Raw genomic sequence first — 19100 nt, forward strand, 5'->3', positions numbered from 1 at the left:
CCGATTAGAAACCTAGGCGGTTCAATGCCTTTGGATCGGACTGCCAGTTCTTCAGCACCTTGATGCGCAGGTCAAGGAACACATTCTGGCCAAGCATCTTGATGATGTCCTGACGGGAAGTGTGAATGATGCGGCCAAGACGCTGGCCCTTGTGCCCCACGATGATGTCTTTTTGTCCAGGGCGCTCAACATAGATGATCGCGTGCACAGAAAGCACACCGTTGCGCTCAGGGTCTGGAAGGATCTCATCAACTTCAACTGCCACGGAGTGTGGCAGTTCATTTTTCAAGCCGGACAGCGCAGCTTCACGGATTGCTTCTGCGATGCGGGTGTCAGTGTCTTCATCGGTGATGTGATCATCAGGGTAGAACTTCGGGCCCTCCGGAAGCAGCTCGGTCATCACCTTAATGAGCGTTTCGACGTTTTCTCCTGAGGTCGAAGACACAGGCACAACTTCGCTGTTGCCACCGAGCAACTCATGCAGTGCCATCAGCTGGGCTGCCACCATGTCGCGGGACACGCTGTCCGCCTTAGTGACGATGCCGAGGATGGGAGTTTTTGGCGATACATTTCGTACAGCGTCAAGGATCCAACGGTCGCCTGGGCCAATCTTTTCATTAGCTGGGACAGTGAAACCAATCAGATCAACATCAGCGTAGGTATCTTTGACTGCTTCGTTCAGACGCTCACCCAGCAGGGTGCGTGGACGGTGCAGACCTGGGGTATCCACCACAATGATCTGTGCATTCTTGCGGTGTACCAAGCCACGGATTGGGTGACGAGTAGTCTCTGGCTGGTTAGCAGTAATCGCGATTTTCTCGCCGACCAGTGCGTTGGTCAAGGTGGACTTACCGGTGTTTGGGCGGCCCACGAAGCTGACGAATCCGGAGCTAAAGCCCTCAGGAGTATCGGTAAAACTCATAAATCCTCTTTAAAGATTGGGATGATCGAACCAGCCACTTCTAGAATGAAATGTGGGCTGGTTTCCTTGGACGTCCCAGCATAGTCCTGTAGTTAGCTAAAAAGAATTCTATGCTTCAGATTCTGCATCAAGATCGCCCACTACAACTACTGCTGAGTGCATGCGTAAACGACCTCGACGGTTTTTTGCGCCTTCGGCAGTGAGCTTTAAGCCACAGGATTCCACTGTTGCTCCGGGCAGTGGTACGCGACCCAGTTCGAAAGCAATGAGGCCACCGATGGTGTCCACCTGGTCTTCGATCTCATCGCCGAACTCGATTTCTTGTTCAAGTTCTTCTTCGATATGGTCCTTGAAATCTTCCAAAGATAACCGTGAGACCACGCGATATATGCGCTCCCCGATCTTTTCTATGGGCGCTACTTCGCGGGCATCGTACTCGTCGGCAATTTCGCCAACGATTTCTTCCAAAATATCTTCAATGGAAATCAGGCCAGCCACGCCACCATATTCATCGACAAGAATCGCGATATGCGTGTGGGCTTCCTGCATTTCTTGTAGCAGTGCGTCCAAAGATTTGGAATCCGGCACGAAAGTGGCCTTGCGCATAACTTCATCAACAGTGACGGATTTACCACCATCGGTGGCATAGTACGTCTGTTGTACCAAATCTTTGAGGTAAACAATACCAATAATGTCATCGACGTTTTCGCCGATCACGGGGATTCGGGAATGCCCAGAGCGCACACACAAAGCTGTTGCTTGCCCAGCAGTTTTTCCTGATTCGATCCAAATCATTTCCGGACGTGGCACCATGACCTGGCGAACGGTGGTGGATGCCAGATCAAAAACCGATTGGATCATGCGGCGTTCTTCAACTTCTACGATGCCGTGTTCCTGAGCGATATCGACCATTTCGCGTAGTTCAACTTCAGTAGCATATGGTCCATTCCGGAAACCTGGTCCAGGCGCAATGACATTCCCGATCCAGATCAACGCACGTGCAATGGGGCCAAGTACTTTAGCAAGACCGCTCAATGCCACTGCAGAACGCAGCATCACGCTGTAGGGATTTTTGCGTCCAACGGTTCTTCCAAACACGCCGACCACGGCAAAAGTTAGTAGAGCTACCACCATGATGGCGATAACAATGCCCCATGCCCAGCTCTTCATCACGTTGACTGCAATAGCTCCAGCAAACACAGCGGCAGAGGCATCGAGCAGCGTGCGCAGCATGATGAGCATGTTGATATGAAGTGCACGTTCATCAATCACGTGCAATAAATATGCTGAACCTGAGGCTTCATCTTTGTGCATTTGTTCAACGCGAGCACGAGATACTGTAGAAAGCGCAGATTCAACAGCACCTAGAAGGCCAGAGAAGAGCAACGCAACAACGGTCGCGATGCTCAGCCATATGACGGAGGATTCCACCTAGTTTTCAGCTCCGCTATCTTTTTCCATCTGCTCATCTAAGTCCAAGCGATCAGCAGCGGTGGGGAAAGCTCCAGCGCCGGATGGCTTTGGTTGGAAGCTGATGGCGCGGGATTCCACGTTGTCGTACCAATCTGCAAGCAGTTCATTTTGCAGTGCGAACATTTCGCGTTCTTCCGCAGGATCAACGTGATCATAGCCAAGCAGGTGCAGGCTGCCGTGCACGGTAAGCAAGGCAAGTTCATGTGCTAAATCGTGGCCAGCTTTTGTCGCCTGTTTTGCAGCGAATTCTGGGCACAACACAATATCGCCCAGCATGGCAGGGCCTGGAGTTACGCCATCTGGTCGGGAATAACCAGGTGTGAGCTCATCCATAGGAAAGCTCATCACATCGGTGGGGCCTGCCAGATCTAGCCATTTCACGTGCAGATCTTCGATGGTATCGAGGTCCACAATGTGGATAGAAGCCTCGGCGTCTGGGTGGATATCCATTTCACCCAAAGCAAAGGATAAGACATCGATGAGCATTTCTTCATTAACGCCGTCGTAGCCAGATTCATTGAATACTTCAATACTCATTATTTATTTTTCCTCCTGACGATTGCGCTTAACTTCACGCTCTTCATAGTCTTCATATGCATCAACAATGTGTCCCACCAGTTGGTGCCGGACCACGTCTGCAGAGGACAGCTCAGAGAAGTGCACATCTTCTACTCCGCGCAGGATATGGCGTACCAAACGCAGTCCTGATTTTTGCCCACCAGGAAGGTCTACCTGCGTGATATCGCCGGTAACCACCATTTTGGAGCCAAATCCCAGTCGAGTGAGGAACATCTTCATCTGAGCTGGGGTGGTGTTTTGAGCTTCATCCAGAATGACGAAAGCATCATTGAGGGTGCGTCCACGCATATAGGCAAGTGGCGCAACTTCGACGATGCCGGCTTCCATCAGTTTTGGAATAACTTCAGGCTCAACCATATCGCGCAGCGCATCGTGGAGTGGGCGCAGATATGGGTCAATTTTCTCGTTTAAGGTACCGGGCAAAAAGCCTAGTTTCTCGCCGGCTTCGACAGCTGGACGAGTCAAAATAATACGACTGACCTGCTTTGACTGCAAAGCTTGTACCGCTTTGGCCATGGCCAAATAAGTCTTACCGGAACCTGCGGGGCCTACTCCAAACACAATTGTGTTGACATCAATGGCGTCCACATAGTGCTTTTGGCCCAGTGTTTTCGGACGAATCACTTTGCCACGTCGGGCAATGATATCGCCGGTTAAAATTTCTGAGACTGACTGTGGAGTTTCCACGTTGATCATGCTGATCACATTTTTTGCCGTGTCCGGGCTGATCACATGTCCACGGCGAGCAATAGCTTGCAGTTCCTCAAAGATTTTTACGGCTCGGGCAATTTCATGCGCCGGACCGGTGAGCTCCACACGGGTGCCCCGCACGTGAATATCGCAATCAATTTGATTGTCCAACACACGCAGGTTTTCATCGTTAATACCTAAAACTGTTTGAGCAAGTGCTTGCTCTAGGTTTAAAACAGTGGTGAGCACTTCAGTGCGGTTTTTTCGCGGTGCAGTCACAGTGCTGGTTCGGCCTGCTTTCTGGGAATCACTAATACCTTGAGTGGAAAATTTTCTTCAATATTACCAGCGAGCGGAAAGCACGCCGATTGCTGCAAGAGCCACCATGCCTGCCGATGCTGTGCGCAATACTTCAGGCCCAAGCTTGACGGTGTGCGCGCCAGCTGCCACGAAACGAGAAATCTCTGCCGGAGCTACACCGCCCTCAGGTCCGATGATGACCACGAGGTTGCCAGAAAAATTCAGCTCGCGGATAGCTACGGTGGCTTCTTCATGCAGGATGATTGCCAGATCGGCATCATTAATAAGCTTTTCGACGCCCTCCTCGCCCACTACGCCAAGGATGTGCGGGATCGTTGCGCGTCGTGATTGCTTGGCAGCTGCTTCCGCAGCTGCCTGCCACTTCGCCAGTGATTTAGCCTCTTTGCCGCCCCATTTTGCCACACAGCGCGATGCTTGCCATGCCACAATTTTATCGGCGCCACCTTGGGTGAGCAGATCGATGGTCAGCTCGGAACGCTCTGATTTCGGGATCGCCTGCACGATGGTGACATGTGGGTTCGGAGCGGGAATTTCTTCCACTACATCCACCACTGCAGTCAACTGGTCTTTACCGCTCAAAGCGGTGACCGTGCAGGTGCGGGCGGTGCCACGTCCGTCGATAAGCGAAATCTCTTCGCCGACCTGGATCCGTTTGACGGTGACCGCATGACGGCCTTCCGGACCACGAAGCTCGATAACTTCGCCCGGCTTGGCTTCCGAATCAGAGATAAATACTGGCAGTGACATTATTTACGGAACTTGTTTCGCAGCTTGTCGAAGAAACCTTCTTCTTCACCTTCGCGGTGCACTGCAGAGTTTTCGCTGCGGTGTGCGCGGATTTCCTCGAGCAGCTCGCGGGTACGCTCATCCAAATCGGTTGGCACGAAGAGATCAACGTGCGCCATGAGATCGCCGTGGCCTTCTGCACGCAGCTTCGGCATACCTTCACCACTGAGGGTCACCACATCATTAGGCTGTGTGCCTGCAGGAATGATGATCTTTACATCTTCGCCAGTCAAGGATTCCACGTCCAATTCAGTGCCAAGGGCGGCATCAATCATTGGAACGCGGATGCTGGCGTGCAGGTTATCGCCATCGCGAGTAAACACAGCATGTGGTCTCACCATGACTTCAATGTAGAGGTCACCAGCAGCGCCACCGCCTGCACCAACTTCACCTTGACCAGCCATGCGAATGCGCATACCTGACTGAATGCCCGCAGGGATATTTGCAACGATATCGCGGCGTGCACGCACACGGCCATCGCCAGCACATTCAGTACAAGGATCTGGAATGATCTCGCCGGTGCCATCACAGGTATGACATGGACGTGAAGTCATCACGTTGCCCAGGAAGCTGCGTTGTACTTCCTGAATTTCGCCCGCACCCTGGCAGGTGCCACAGGTAACTGGCTTTTTATCAGACGCAGAACCTGAACCATGGCATTTGGTACACAGCACAGCAGTGTCCAAAGTCAGATCCTTCTTCGCGCCCTTGTAAGCCTCTTCCAAAGTGATGGATGTGCGCCACAAGGTATCGCTACCTGGCTGCACGCGAGAACGAGGACCACGAGAGCCACCGCCTCCGCCGCCGAAGAAGGCATCAAAGATATCGCCTAAGCCACCGCTTCCGCCGAAGCCGCCACCGAAACCACCTGCGCCAGCTCCGCCACCTTGCTCCATTGGGTCGCCGCCCATATCAACGATGCGACGCTTATCAGGATCGGTGAGAACCTCATGCGCAACGGAAGCTTCGCGGAATTTCTCCGCTGCCTCTTCACCAGGATTGACATCCGGATGGTATTTGCGGGCAAGCTTTCGGTACGCCTTTTTGATCTCTGATTCGGTTGCATTGCGATCGACGCCGAGAATGCCGTAATAGTCACGTGCCACGGTGGGTGATACTTCCTTTAGCTTCTAAACAGATTAATCAAAACAAATGGTCTACTATACCCGCGGCTACTCGCCGGCGAGAACACGACCAACATACTTAGCAACGGCGGACACCTTAGAAATTGTTCCCGAATAGTCCATATACGTAGGACCAACCACCCCCAAAGCACCAAGTGTGCTGCCCTGGGAACCGTATCCGGTCGTGATAACTGTTGCACTGCGCAACTCTACAACTTCATTTTCGCCGCCAATATGCACCTGAACTTGATTCAGATCAGTAACATTGGACAGTAGTTTCAGCATAACCACCTGTTCTTCCAATGCCTCCAAAACTACAGGCAAACTCGCTGAAGTTTCACGGCTCAAACGAGTGAGATTCGAGGTACCTGCCAAAATCAAACGGTCTGAAGGCTGATCAACAAGAGTATTGACCAACACTTCACAACATCTGCGCATGGCATCGCGGATATCCATGGGTGCCTGATAGGCCAATTCATCCAAGACATCAGAAGCAGCCGCCAACGTCTTTTCGCCCAATGCACCATTGAGTAAATCACGCAGCACATTAACTTCTTGCATCTCTAGTGGTTCTTCTAATTCCACATTGCGCTGATCAACACGACCGGTATCCGTGATCAGCACTAGCAGCAAACGCATGGGAGAAAGCGGTACCACTTCGCAGTGCTTCACGCGCGCTGTTTTTAATGTTGGCAATTGCACAACCGCGGCTTGGTGGGTGAGCTGTGAGAGCAATTGCACAGATCTGCGCAGCACATCTTCTAAGTCCACTCCACCTTCGAGGAAACCCAAAATTGCACGACGCTCTGCCAAAGAAAGCGGTTTGATGTCATGGATGGAATCGACGAAGAGCCGGTAGCCTTTTTCCGTTGGCACTCGACCAGAGCTTGCGTGCTCTTGGATAATAAAGCCATCGGATTCCAGCACCGACATGTCATTGCGGATCGTCGCGGAACTCACATTGAGCTTATGGCGCTCCAGGAGTGACTTAGATCCGACAGGTTCCTGAGACGCAATATAATCAGCGACGATGGCCCGCAACACTTCGTATCTGCGTTTCTCTGTTGCACTCACCATGCTTGATACCCTACTAAAATTTTAGTCTTCTTCACTGAGCAAAATATCAGCAATGATTCCGTCGGCAAGCAATCTTCCGGCTTCTGTGACCGCTAAATTGTCTGAAGCATTGATATGCAACAAGCCGCCGGCAATATGGCGATCAATCACCGGGCGTGCTGAGGGAGCAAAAAGCGCCATCGGAACGCCCTGTTTCAAGCGCAGCCCAAGCATGACCCTTTCGGTGTGGTGATCTTGTGCGCTCAACAATTCAGTTTCTTTAATCGGCAGCTCCCCCGCCGCAATTTGTGCAGAATAGCGCGCAGGGTGCTTGATGTTATAGAAACGACGATCCCCCATATGCGAGTGCGCACCAGGGCCTGCACCCCACCAATCACCATCTACCCAATAGCCCATGTTGTGCTTGCATTCACCGCCTGGTTTCGCCCAGTTGGATACCTCATACCAATCAAATCCAGCTGAACGCAGGCGGTTATCAATCAGTTCAAACCGATCAGCGTAGACATCTTCATCAGGGGCTGGCAGCTCACCTTTACGCACTTTACGAGCCATCGCAGTGCCGTCTTCCACGATCAAGGAATACGCAGACACATGATCCACATTGGCCTCTAAAACAGCATCCAGAGTGGCACGGACATCATCATCGGTTTCCGTAGGAGTGCCATAAATCATGTCTAGATTGACATGATCAAAACCCGCCAGACGCGCTTCTTTGGCTGCGGCGACCGGGCGGCCTGGAGTATGCGTGCGATCCAGCACCTTTAATACGCTTGACGACGCCGACTGCATGCCGAGCGAAATCCGGTTGTAACCAGCCTCCCGCAGCGAGCCAAAAAACTCTGGAGAGGTGGACTCCGGATTCGATTCAGTGGTGACCTCTGCACCAGTAGCGATGCCAAAGGTATTGCGGACTGCGTTCAGCACCCGAGTAAGCCCGTCAGCACCAATCAATGATGGAGTACCTCCACCAATGAAAATAGTTTCAGCCTGACGAGGATCACTCAAAGAGGCCACAGCCATCTCAAGCTCAACCTCTAGTGCATCAAGATAAGTATCTGGGCCCGCAGTGCTGCCTAATTCCCCCGCAGTATAGGTGTTGAAATCGCAATAACCGCACCGAGTTGAACAAAACGGCACATGAATATATACACCAAAAACTGACATGCACACCAGCCTAGCGCTTGCCCCCTATACATGATTAATTCATGTTAAACATAGCGTTTTGTTAATAAAGAGGTAGAGTGCACAGTATGAAACGGAAGATGGCTGCAATAGCGCTGGCAACAGCACTCTTATTGGGGGCTGCACCAGCGCACGCTTCCGAAAAGACCGAGCCCAGCACCGTTGCAGAGTCCGTTGCTTTAGATCCGAAAAAAGAAATCAAGGTTTCTACCCCCAATTACTGGGAAGATGCTGAAGCAAAACCTGGCGATATCATTCGGATTCCCTACCGAGGAAATCACACATACAGTGATCTCAAAGTCGAAGCTGCAGAACCTTTTCAGGATTTCAGCACCCTCATCGAGCTAGATAACAGCATTGTGATTGCGGTACCAAAAACCCTCACTGGCGTTGCCTCTGTGGCTCCAGTGTTCACGGTGTCCGATAAATTCGGTGAGATCGATACCTTCTCAATCACCGTGCAAGTTAATCCTCTGACCCAAACAGAACAAGAGCACCGTTCTGCGCTCTTTGATGTTATTTCTCAAATTGCTAACCGGATGCCTCATCTGCCCTTCGTGGCAGAGTTACTGAAGTACTAAAACTTTAAAGGAGGGGCCCTGAGATATTTTTATCTCAAGGGCCCCTCCTTTTCGTTCTTGTTGCCCTAAGACACCGCGTTGCGCTTTTGCGCAAGCTTGGCTGCAACCCGGGCCACCACGACGTCGATACGCGCGCGTTCGAGCAGGAATCTCGGTGGATTACTTCCACGCATGGTGCGCACATAGGCAGGATTCGCAGTGCCCACTGCATCGATCCACGCTTTTGTGGCACTTTCGACAACTGCGGCGACTCTGCCATAAAGCAAAGGCAATGACAAGGAATCCAAATCATTGGCTACCTTATCGGTCTCAGCCAACACCCATTCCACGGTTGCTTCCAACCGTTTCACCACAGCATCTGTACGGGCGTTGAGCGCAGTAGATAAATCGCGAACATCAACGAGGCCGGCATCAATATCGAAATCGCGTTCCAGCTCAAAGGCAGTGAGGCGTTCAGGCTTATCGACGTCCACCTCTACCAATTCGCGGGCGCTCACCGTGCCCTGACGAATACCAGTGGTGAGTGCATGACGCAGGCCGGAAAGCTCAGCCACGACGGTGCGGGAATCATCGCGGGCTTCAACGATGATCTCATCAAACTCGGCAAGGCAATCTTCTACCAACTCAAGGTCCCAGTCTGAGACTGCTTCCATGATGTGCTCGATATACTCAGCGACTTCATCGCCGATATTGTAAATCTCCTGAGTTAATTCTCGGTGGCGTAGCTGTGCTGTTGTCCCGCTCATCGCTTTCCAACACACCTTCCTTTTTGCTTGCCTAGCTAGTTTTCTAACCAGTTTCTCAGCTGGTTTCCAGCTAACTTGTGCATCATTCACTTCAGGAGTCACATGGTTCACAACCATGATTTTCATGCCCTTTAGTGCATTTCAACACCTCAAGACCCTCAAGTAACACTTGAGAGTTTCTCTCAACGGATTCTGACTTTATGTGAAACAGCTTGGAAAGGTGTGATGACGCGCCGGTGTGTCGAAACTTTTGAAAAGTGAAAAATAACTTCAGCGCACCGGCACATCAAAAGGGTCACAAAAAGCTCAGCGTGTTACCACGGCAGCGCTGGAATCCCCACCATGGCAGATACCAACTCATTAAGGATCTGGATTGGTTCACCACGTGTTTGTTCATCAGACAATCGAGACAAGTAGCGATCCACCACCTTCACCGCAGCAGGCTGCCCAATACATTCCGCTACATACTGAGGGTTATCCTGAGCGAAAAGCCACTCCGGATCACCAAAAGTAAGTCCCGGATTCGAGCCCAATGTGAAGAATTCTTCATCACCTTCTGACCCCTTAGCTGCGATATATGCAAAATCTTCCATCACGCCAAGAGCGAAAAGAGTAGGCTCCTCGCCAACCTCCGTGCGAGTCCATGCTGATCCGTCCCAATCGAATTGGGTCTCTGTAGTACTCATCATCGGTTGTAGATGTGTTCGATGGCGTCTGCGTAACGGCGAACCACGACATTACGCTTGACCTTCAATGTCGGAGTCAGTTCATCGTCTTCTTCAGTCAGATCGCGGTCCAGAATGTAGAACTTCTTAATCGCTTCCGAATGAGACACAGTGGCATTGGCATTGTTTACGGCATCTTGAATTTCTGCACGCAAGGCAGGATCTGTCGCGATTTCCGCGACCGCACGGGACTCAGAAATATTGTGGTTCAGCTTCCAGCGCTTCAACATATCTGGATCCAGGGTGACCAACAGACCAACAAAAGGCTTACCATCGCCGACGATCATGGCTTGGCTCACCAATGGATGAGCACGCACAATATCTTCCATCGGTCCTGGGGAAACATTCTTGCCACCAGCAGTGACAATGAGATCTTTCTTTCGACCAGTGATAACCAAGTGGCCGGTATCTAGAAGCTCACCCAAGTCACCGGTGTTAAACCAACCGGCATGGAGTGAATCTGCAGTTGCTTCTGGGTTATTCCAATATCCCTTGAACAACATCTCACCCTTGAGCATGATTTCGCCAGCATCATTGATCTTGACGGTCATGCCACCCAAAGGCTTACCCACAGATCCGATCTTGTGGTCGGTGTAATCCACCGCAGCGGCAGCCGCAGTTTCAGTCAATCCATATCCTTCATAAATTGGCAGACCGATGCCACGGAAGAAGTGCATGAGCTCCTGCCCCATCGCAGAACCACCAGAAATGGCGTACTGCACATCGCCACCAACAGCTGCACGAATCTTGACATAGACAAGCTTGTCAAACACCTTGTGTGCCATGACAAGCGCCTTGCTTGGGCCTTCTGCAGTATCAAGCGCCATCGAGTACTCAATGGCTGTCTTTTCTGCACGCTCAAACATAATCCGCTTAACTATGCCACCATCAGCAGCATTGGACGCAGCAGCATTGCGTACTTTTTCGAAAACGCGAGGGACACCCAAGATTAGATTCGGACGGGAACGCTGTAGCTCCAAAGTCAATGTGCTGAAATCAGACCAATGTGACTGCGTTGCACCAGTAATGGCAAAAGCAAGGTGAACTGCACGAGCAAGAACGTGCGCCAACGGAAGGAAGGTAAGCAACCGTGAGCCTGGCATAGCAATTGCGCCGACCTCATTGGTAATCAAACCACGAACTTCTGCCAACCAGTTGTAGTGAGTAAGCTCGCAGCCCTTTGGACGTCCAGTGGTACCAGAGGTGTACACCAACGATGCAAGGTCTGCGGCCTTGGTGGCGTTGATGCGTTCCCATACCAATGCATCATCAAGTTCGCGACCTTCAAATTTCAATGTTTCTAGAGCAGAAGCATTGATCTCCAAAAGACGACGCAACTTCGATGGTGAATCCTTCAGCCCTGGGGTGCCGTCTTCACCAATCACCAGATTCTTCATCAAATCAGTGTGATCAGGAGTTTCAGTGATGGCTAGAACCGCACCAGAATCTTCAATAATCCATTCAATCTGAGATAGTGAAGAAGAGCTGTAGATTGGCACGCTAACTGCGCCTGCTGCCCAGATAGCAAAATCAAGCACTGCCCATTCATAACGCGTATTAGACAACAATGCGACGCGGTCGCCTTGTTCCACGCCAACGGACAAAATGCCCTTTGCTACTGCAAAAACCTCATCCTGAAACTCTTTGGCAGTAACATTCACCCACTCGTAATTAGCCGGCTTAGTAAACAGCACACCGTATGGACGGGTCTTGATTTGATCAAGCAACGCCGTCAAACAGGTTTCAGATTCTCCAATGGTGTACTGGGCAGGTTCAGTGTATTCCTGCAGTGTATTCTGTGAAGTCATGGTGAGATTTGGCCCTTTCTTCAATCGGCTATATGCGTTTAGACGCCTGTTAAATCGTTTTCTCAATTACATTTCAGTGTGCCAATAACTTCTTGTAGCCACACCAATCAGGGTGTATAAGCCCAATCTAAACATCGTCTTTCGAAGTATTTTCCTTACAACCTACCTTTTAGTTGACGATATGCTGTGCTTACACACTATTGATGGCATGATGTTGTGTTGTGACTGCTCGCGGATTTTTGAATGAACTCGCCGACCTTTACGGCGTAGCAACTTCCTACACTGACTACCAAGGTGCCCACGTTGAGGTCAGCGATGACACTTTAGTGAAGATCCTGCGTGCCTTGGGTGTGGATCTAGGCCAAATCAATAACACAACTGAGTCTTCTGACACCTTGGATCTTGATTCAGCAACTTCCCACCCCAGCGATGACATCATCCAACGCGCAATTGCACGCTTCCACGATGATGAATTCTCCCGATCATTGCCACCATCTGTGGTTGCGGTAGAAGGCGATGAAGTAGTTTTCCCAGTACACGTGCACGATGGTTCACCAGCTTTGGTTCATATTGAATTAGAAGACGGCACCACTCGTGAGGTCTCTCAGGTAGAAAACTGGACTCCGCCACGAGACATCGATGGCATCACCTGGGGTGAAGCTTCATTCAAGCTCCCTGCAGATCTTCCACTTGGGTGGCATAAGCTGCACTTAAGCTCAAATCAGTGCAGCGCGGAATGTGGTTTGATCATCACTCCTGCACGTCTTTCTACTGCAGATAAATATCTCAAATCTCCTCGTACTGGTGTGATGGCTCAGATTTACTCTGTGCGCTCCACGCTATCCTGGGGCATGGGTGATTTCAATGATCTAGGAAACCTCGCGAGCGTTGTCGCCCAAGATGGTGCTGATTTCCTTCTCATCAACCCAATGCATGCTGCTGAACCTTTGCCGCCAACCGAAGATTCTCCATATCTTCCTACCACCAGGCGTTTTATCAACCCGATCTATATCCGGGTGGAAGATATTCCTGAATTCAACCAGCTTCCAGTAGATCTTCGTGATGATGTCGCAGAGATGGCTGAAGAATTCCGTGAGCGCAATCTCTCTTCAGAGATTATCGAGCGCAATGATCTCTACGCAGCCAAGCTCCAAGTGCTACATGCTATTTTTGATATGCCTCGCTGCGGCGACCGTGAAACAGATTTCGCTCACTTCGTGCAGCGCGAAGGCCAAGGTCTGATCGATTTCGCAACATGGTGTGCTGACCGTGAAATTGCACAATCTGAATCTGCTCATAGCACCAAACCTGATCGCGATGAACTCACCATGTTTTATATGTGGTTGCAGTGGCTGTGCGATGAACAATTAGCTGCAGCTCAAAAGCGTGCTGTCGATGCAGGCATGTCCATTGGCATCATGGCCGATTTGGCTGTTGGTGTGCACCCAGGTGGTGCAGATGCGCAAAACCTCAGCCACGTTCTCGCGCCTGATGCTTCTGTGGGCGCACCACCAGATGGCTACAACCAGCAAGGCCAAGACTGGTCACAGCCACCATGGCATCCACTGCGTTTGGCGGAGGAAGGCTATATTCCATGGCGTAACCTTCTGCGTACGGTACTCCGTCATTCCGGCGGTATCCGCGTAGACCATGTGCTGGGTCTGTTCAGGCTTTTTGTGATGCCTCGTATGCAATCGCCGGCCACTGGCACCTACATCCGCTTCGATCACAATGCGCTAGTCGGCATTCTGGCTCTGGAAGCAGAGCTTGCTGATGCCGTTGTTATCGGTGAAGATCTCGGCACTTTTGAGCCATGGGTTCAAGATGCTTTGGCTCAGCGCGGTATCATGGGTACCTCTATTTTGTGGTTCGAGCACTCTCCTAGCCAGCCAGGACCCCGCCGCCAAGATGAGTACCGGCCGCTCGCTCTTACCTCGGTGACCACACATGACCTTCCGCCAACCGCTGGCTATTTGGAGGGCGAACATATTGCCCTTCGTGAGCGCTTAGGTGTGCTCACTACCGATCCGGCGTCAGAAGATGCGGAAGATCTCCAGTGGCAGGCTGAAATCCTTAATACCGCTGCAGCTGTTGGTGCACTGCCCGCACGCGAATACATTGGGCTGGCAAGAGATGAACGCGGTGAGCTGGGTGAACTCCTCCAAGGGCTTCATACCTTCGTGGCTCATACCCCTTCAGCATTAACATGTGTTTCGCTGGTAGATATGGTCGGTGAGAAGCGTGCACAGAACCAACCCGGCACCACCAAGGATCTCTATCCGAATTGGTGCATGCCGTTGTGCGATGCGGAAGGCAATCCAGTTCTCATTGAATCACTGCGTGAAAACGAGCTGTACAACCGAGTAGCGCAGGCCAGCAAACGAGATTAGGGCTGCTTAGGTTGTGGTGTCCACGGTTCTGATGAACAATGATCTTCTCATTCATCTACACCTTTTAAGAGAGCCACCACCCCATGCGACTTCTTGGTCGAATCCTTAAAACCACGTCTGCGCTTTGGCCGTATTACCTCGGGATCATTGTTATCTCCATTGTGATTGCGGCCTTGTCGTTGCTTTCGCCTTTTATTCTCCGCGAAGCAACAAATTCCATCGTCGCGGCAGTCACCGGCGAAGTCACGGTTGATTCTGTCACCCGCACCATTGTTTTCTTGAGCATTGCGCTGTTCGTTGCCAGTCTTTTAAGCACGGTGATGACAAATATTGGTGGCTATATCGGCGATGTCATGGCCTCTCGTATGCGCCAAATCCTGGCTACCCGTTACTACGCAAAATTGCTGGCGCTGCCACAGAAGTATTTTGATAACCAAGTTACGGGCACCATCATCGCCCGACTTGATCGATCAATCAACGGCATTACGCAGTTCATGCAGAGCTTTTCTAATAACTTCTTCCCCATGCTCATCACCATGGTGGCGGTGCTTATTATCTCGGCTGCCTACTACTGGCCTCTCGCGATTTTGCTGGCTATGCTGTTCCCCATTTATATGTGGCTCACGGCGTTGACCTCAAAGCGTTGGCAGAAATATGAAGGCGAAAAGAACCATGAAATCGATGTGGCCAATGGTCGCTTCGCCGAGGTTGTTGGCCAGGTCAAGGTAGTCAAGTCTTTCGTCGCGGAAACTCGTGAGCTCTCTGATTTCGGTGGCCGTTACGGCAAAACAGTAGCCATCACCAAACCGCAGTCCAGCTGGTGGCACCGCATGGATACCCTCCGCGGAGCTGCTCTTAACATCATCTTTTTAGCCATCCATCTGCTGATTTTCTACCGCACGCTGCACGGTTACTTCACCATCGGCGATATGGTCATGCTGATTCAGCTGGTCACCATGGCACAGCAGCCGGTCTACATGATGAGCTACATCGTTGACGCTGCCCAGCGCGCCATCGCCGGCTCACGCGACTACTTCGAGGTCATGGCCCAGCCCATTGAGCCCACCGCTAATAAAGAGCTTGTCGACGCCACCTCCGCCTCAGACACCCCACGCGTGAGCCTGGCTTCGGCCACTCCATTGCCTGCCGGTGAACCAGCAATGGAATTCAACAACGTGACCTTTGCCTACGAAGAGGGCAAACCAGTCATTTCAGGAGTCTCTATCACAGCTCGCCACGGCGAACGCATCGCTTTGGTGGGAGAATCCGGCGGTGGTAAATCTACCCTGGTCAACCTGCTGCTCGGACTATACAAACCCAACAGCGGAAACCTCTCTGTCTGCGGCATTGATGTCACAGACCTCACTTCTGAAGAACTCCGCGCTTCAGTGGGTGTGGTGTTCCAGGATGCGAGTTTGTTCTCTGGATCCATCGCCGAAAATATTGCTTATGGTCGCCCCGGCGCATCCCGCGAAGAGATTATTGCAGTAGCAAAGAAAGCCAACGCGCACGAATTCATCTCTGCATTCCCCGAAGGCTACGAAACTGTTGTTGGCGAGCGTGGACTCAAGCTATCTGGTGGCCAAAAACAACGCGTCTCGGTTGCCCGCGCCATGTTGAAAGACGCTCCCCTCTTGGTACTCGATGAAGCAACTTCCGCCCTGGACACCAAATCTGAACAAGCAGTTCAAGCTGGTTTAGAGCAGTTGATGGAAAATCGCACCACCTTGATGATCGCCCACCGCCTATCCACCATCGCTGGTGTAGACACAATCGTGACCATCCAAAACGGCCAAGTTGATGAGATCGGATCGCCTGCCGATCTAGCGGTTTCAGGCGGTATCTATTCCGAATTGCTCCGCCTCACCAACTCCACGGCCGAAGCTGACCGCAAACGCCTGCGTGCCTTTGGTTTTACAGGCGATGCTCCTGTGGAGGAAGAGGACTAAACACCTTCTGGGTCGATAGACCAAACCACAGTGCCCACGCCAGCGACAAAACTAGGATCTGGGCACCTGTGACCGGTTTCGAAGCCAGATAACCAAACCAGGCTGCCCACGGACTGAACTTTTCGGCTTCGTGGGCACTCTCGTTTGGTTTCGCCCAAAACCCAAGTTTCGCCCCTTAAAAAGTGCCCTCCTAGAATCGATTTTAAGCGCCGCACAGCAGCCGACCCATATAAATAATCATTTTAAAAAATCAGGGCTTCATATAGGCTCCGTCCCCAAAGACCAAAAATTCCCAGCACCTCAAAGGTACTGGGAATTTTTCAAGCTCTTAGATCAAAGAAAATGCCCATGCAATAACAACGATGACCAGCAAGACTACCAGCGCTTGGGTGACACGGGACTGTGGGTACTTGCGCTTGCGTTTAGGTAGCTCTTGGTCTCTTTTGCGGAGCTCTTCTGGGTTAGCCATGGTTTGCTTCTTGTCCCTTTCCGGAGATTTTTGATGTTCCGATGCGCTGCGTCCAGGCTCCGAGGATGTCAACAACGCGGAGCAGAAGCACTGCTAGCAACGCGCAGATCACGACGGATCCGAAGATGACAATCGGTGACTGGATCCACAGCGGGGCTGTTGTTAAAAGCTGTGAGATCCTGTCAATGAATGCAGTCATGGGGTATTAGCCTACACTGGGTTGGCTAGATTGCCCCAGCCAGACCGCGGCGGCGAAGCAGTGGTCCGAGGTCTTTGGAACGTCCGCGTAATTGCTCGAAAGCTTCGCTGTAGTCGGAGGCTGCGCCGCGAGATAACACCAGGTCACGGAATTTTTGGCCAGTGATTCGAGCTGCTTCATCAGTGCCTGTTACACCGGCGGCACCTTCTTCGCGGAACCAATCGAAGCCATCGGCGTCAAGTGCTTCTGCCCACAGGTAGGAGTAGTAGCCAGCGGAGTAGCCGCCAGCAAAGATGTGGTTGAAGTAGGTGGAGCGATAGCGTGGGGCAACGTTTTCTACATCGAGGCCAGCGGCAGCAAGGGCATCTGCTTCGAATTGATCAATGTCATTTATTGCTGCAGCTTCCTCGGCCGATAGTGAGTGCCATGCGAGGTCGATGATGGATGCGGCAAGGTATTCAGAGGTGGCAAAGCCTTGTCCGAATTGGCCGGCTGCTTCTACTGCTGCCAATAACCCATCTGGGATGACTTCGCCGGTGTCTACGTGGCGGGCGTAGTTACGCACGACGGCTGGATCAAGAGCCCAGTTTTCGTTGATCTGTGAAGGGAATTCCACATAGTCACGAGGCACAGAGGTGCCAGAGAAGCTTGGGTAGCGCACTTTGGAGAGCAACCCATGCAGGCCATGGCCGAATTCATGGAAGATGGTGGTGACATCATCAAGGCTGAGCAGTGCTTCGCCTGAAGTTGGCTTGGTGATGCCCATAACGTTGATCACGACTGGTTTGGTGCCCAACAGTTCGGATTGGTCAACGAAGCTAGACATCCAGGCACCGCCGCGCTTGGATGGTCGGCCGTAGTAGTCAGTGAGGATCAAGCCGATGCCGGAGCCGTCGGCGTCGAGGACTTCCCAGACATCCACGCCGTCGGCATAACCGACTAGATCTGTGCGCGGTTCTACGGTGATGCCGTAGAGGCGGTGCGCAGCGTAGAAAACGCCGTCGCGGAGTACTTGGTTGAGTGGGAAATAGTTGCGCAGCTCGGTGTCATCGAGGGCATAATCGCGGGCGCGTACTTTCGCTTCCCAGAAGCTCCAGTCAGCGGCGCCGACTTTTTCCCCGTGTTCTTCGGCTTCTTCAGCAGATAGTTTGTATTCTGCCTTCGCGTTGGCAGAAGCTGCTGGGGCCAGATCATAAAGCAAGGCGCGCACGGCTGCGACATCATCGGCGGTTTCTTCTTCGATGACATAATCTGCGTGAGTGTCATAACCAAGAAGTGTGGCGCGTTCTGCACGCAAGCGCACGGTTTCTAGGAGTACGTCTTTGTTTAAGGTGGCTCCGCGCTGCTGGGATGCTTCATAGAGCTTTGCGCGCGAGGCTGATTCAGTTAAGACGGACTGTTCGGATTGCACGGTGGGCAGTTCCAAAGGAACCACAAACCCGTCTGTGCCTATTGTTTGGGCATAATCAGAGGCTGCAGAGACACGAGCAGAGCTGAAACCACCCAACTCTGTTTCTGCAAAGTTGACCGCCAGATCGCGGGTGTCTTTTAAGAGGTTACGGCCGAACTGTTCGGACAGCGCCGAGAGTCGCTGGTTGATGGTGCTCAGCTGGGCCTTTCCGGTGGCGTCGAGTGCTGCACCGCGACGTCGAAAAGCACGCTTGGTGTGGGCCAGCAGGCGTTGCGATTCCTCGTCTGCCGGTGCGGTTACGGCCTCAATGCGTGCGAAAAGCGCGGTATTGTGGAAAATCGCGTCCGAATGCGCGGAGAGCTGCGGCGCGATGGCGGCTGCGATCTCATCCATCTCTGGGGAGGAATCGGTGCCCTGTAGGTTGAAAAATACAGCGGCTACGCGGTTGAGTGCAAGGCCTGCACTCTCCAGCGCTTCAATGGTATTTGACCAGGTAGGAGCATCAGGATTAGTGGCAATAGCAGCGATTTCCGCATCATGTTCGGCTAAGGCGATCTCAAATGCCGGCAGAAAATCCGCCACCTCAATATTCGCGAAATCCGGAAGCAAATAAGGCAATGTGCTGGGCTTGAGCAGGTGATCAACAGTCATAGTCTTCGATCCTAGTT

General features: G+C 52.0%; 17 protein-coding genes. 3 read left to right on the forward strand and 14 right to left on the reverse strand.

What is annotated here, in order from left to right:
* Window positions 1-4 precede the first annotated feature (4 nt).
* From era to hemW, 8 genes are all read right to left on the reverse strand, one after another.
* Entirely contained in the window at window positions 5-922 is a 918-nt protein-coding gene (era, locus tag ccrud_RS10085) for a GTPase Era (RefSeq protein ID WP_066567015.1), read from the reverse strand.
* A gap of 108 nt (window positions 923-1030) precedes the next feature.
* Window positions 1031-2353, reverse strand: a complete 1323-nt coding sequence (locus ccrud_RS10090; protein WP_066567023.1) for a hemolysin family protein — start codon at window positions 2351-2353, stop codon at window positions 1031-1033.
* Window positions 2354-2932, reverse strand: coding sequence for an rRNA maturation RNase YbeY (ybeY, locus tag ccrud_RS10095; protein WP_066567026.1), 579 nt, complete (start codon window positions 2930-2932; stop codon window positions 2354-2356). It abuts the gene before it with no gap.
* 3 nt (window positions 2933-2935) lie between these two features.
* Window positions 2936-3913 carry a PhoH family protein gene (locus tag ccrud_RS10100; RefSeq protein WP_425394220.1) on the reverse strand — a complete coding sequence of 326 codons (978 nt, stop codon included), beginning with the start codon at window positions 3911-3913 and terminating at the stop codon, window positions 2936-2938.
* 93 nt (window positions 3914-4006) lie between these two features.
* Window positions 4007-4732, reverse strand: coding sequence for a 16S rRNA (uracil(1498)-N(3))-methyltransferase (locus ccrud_RS10105; protein WP_066567036.1), 726 nt, complete (start codon window positions 4730-4732; stop codon window positions 4007-4009).
* Window positions 4732-5877, reverse strand: a complete 1146-nt coding sequence (gene dnaJ, locus ccrud_RS10110; RefSeq protein ID WP_066567038.1) for a molecular chaperone DnaJ — start codon at window positions 5875-5877, stop codon at window positions 4732-4734. Before dnaJ ends, ccrud_RS10105 begins: the two co-directional genes overlap by 1 nt.
* A gap of 66 nt (window positions 5878-5943) precedes the next feature.
* Window positions 5944-6972 carry a heat-inducible transcriptional repressor HrcA gene (gene hrcA, locus ccrud_RS10115; protein WP_066567041.1) on the reverse strand — a complete coding sequence of 343 codons (1029 nt, stop codon included), beginning with the start codon at window positions 6970-6972 and terminating at the stop codon, window positions 5944-5946.
* 21 nt (window positions 6973-6993) lie between these two features.
* Window positions 6994-8136, reverse strand: a complete 1143-nt coding sequence (gene hemW / locus ccrud_RS10120; RefSeq protein ID WP_066567043.1) for a radical SAM family heme chaperone HemW — start codon at window positions 8134-8136, stop codon at window positions 6994-6996.
* A gap of 86 nt (window positions 8137-8222) precedes the next feature.
* Here hemW and ccrud_RS10125 point away from each other — a divergent pair, with 86 nt between their 5' ends.
* Complete coding sequence (locus tag ccrud_RS10125; protein WP_074025505.1) at window positions 8223-8735, forward strand: hypothetical protein; 513 nt, start codon at window positions 8223-8225, stop codon at window positions 8733-8735.
* A gap of 65 nt (window positions 8736-8800) precedes the next feature.
* On the opposite strand, the gene ccrud_RS10130 is transcribed toward ccrud_RS10125, so the two are convergent.
* The 3 genes from ccrud_RS10130 to ccrud_RS10140 all read right to left on the reverse strand — a co-directional run bounded on the left by ccrud_RS10130 (window position 8801) and on the right by ccrud_RS10140 (window position 12014).
* Complete coding sequence (locus tag ccrud_RS10130; protein ID WP_066569827.1) at window positions 8801-9481, reverse strand: hypothetical protein; 681 nt, start codon at window positions 9479-9481, stop codon at window positions 8801-8803.
* A gap of 314 nt (window positions 9482-9795) precedes the next feature.
* Window positions 9796-10170, reverse strand: coding sequence for a hypothetical protein (locus ccrud_RS10135; RefSeq protein ID WP_245670242.1), 375 nt, complete (start codon window positions 10168-10170; stop codon window positions 9796-9798).
* Complete coding sequence (locus tag ccrud_RS10140; protein ID WP_066567050.1) at window positions 10167-12014, reverse strand: AMP-dependent synthetase/ligase; 1848 nt, start codon at window positions 12012-12014, stop codon at window positions 10167-10169. The genes ccrud_RS10135 and ccrud_RS10140 overlap by 4 nt, the downstream gene beginning before the upstream one ends.
* Window positions 12015-12235: 221 nt before the next feature.
* On the opposite strand from ccrud_RS10140, the gene malQ reads away from it, so the two are divergent.
* Both malQ and ccrud_RS10150 read left to right on the forward strand, forming a co-directional pair.
* Window positions 12236-14404, forward strand: coding sequence for a 4-alpha-glucanotransferase (malQ, locus tag ccrud_RS10145; protein ID WP_066567052.1), 2169 nt, complete (start codon window positions 12236-12238; stop codon window positions 14402-14404).
* A gap of 83 nt (window positions 14405-14487) precedes the next feature.
* On the forward strand, window positions 14488-16353 hold the full coding sequence (locus ccrud_RS10150; protein WP_066567054.1) for an ABC transporter ATP-binding protein: 1866 nt from the start codon (window positions 14488-14490) through the stop codon (window positions 16351-16353).
* Window positions 16354-16681: 328 nt separating this feature from the next.
* Here the strand turns inward: ccrud_RS10150 and ccrud_RS15345 are convergent, their stop codons facing one another.
* The 3 genes from ccrud_RS15345 to ccrud_RS10160 are packed head-to-tail and all read right to left on the reverse strand — an operon-like array spanning window position 16682 to window position 19083.
* Window positions 16682-16822, reverse strand: a complete 141-nt coding sequence (locus ccrud_RS15345) for a hypothetical protein (RefSeq protein WP_074025506.1) — start codon at window positions 16820-16822, stop codon at window positions 16682-16684.
* On the reverse strand, window positions 16815-17021 hold the full coding sequence (locus ccrud_RS10155) for a hypothetical protein (protein ID WP_066567063.1): 207 nt from the start codon (window positions 17019-17021) through the stop codon (window positions 16815-16817). Before ccrud_RS10155 ends, ccrud_RS15345 begins: the two co-directional genes overlap by 8 nt.
* A 25-nt stretch (window positions 17022-17046) precedes the next feature.
* Window positions 17047-19083, reverse strand: a complete 2037-nt coding sequence (locus tag ccrud_RS10160) for a M3 family metallopeptidase (RefSeq protein ID WP_066567065.1) — start codon at window positions 19081-19083, stop codon at window positions 17047-17049.
* Between the last annotated feature and the right edge of the window lie 17 nt (window positions 19084-19100).

Origin of the sequence: Corynebacterium crudilactis, assembly GCF_001643015.1 — a bacterium.
GTDB lineage: Bacteria > Actinomycetota > Actinomycetes > Mycobacteriales > Mycobacteriaceae > Corynebacterium > Corynebacterium crudilactis.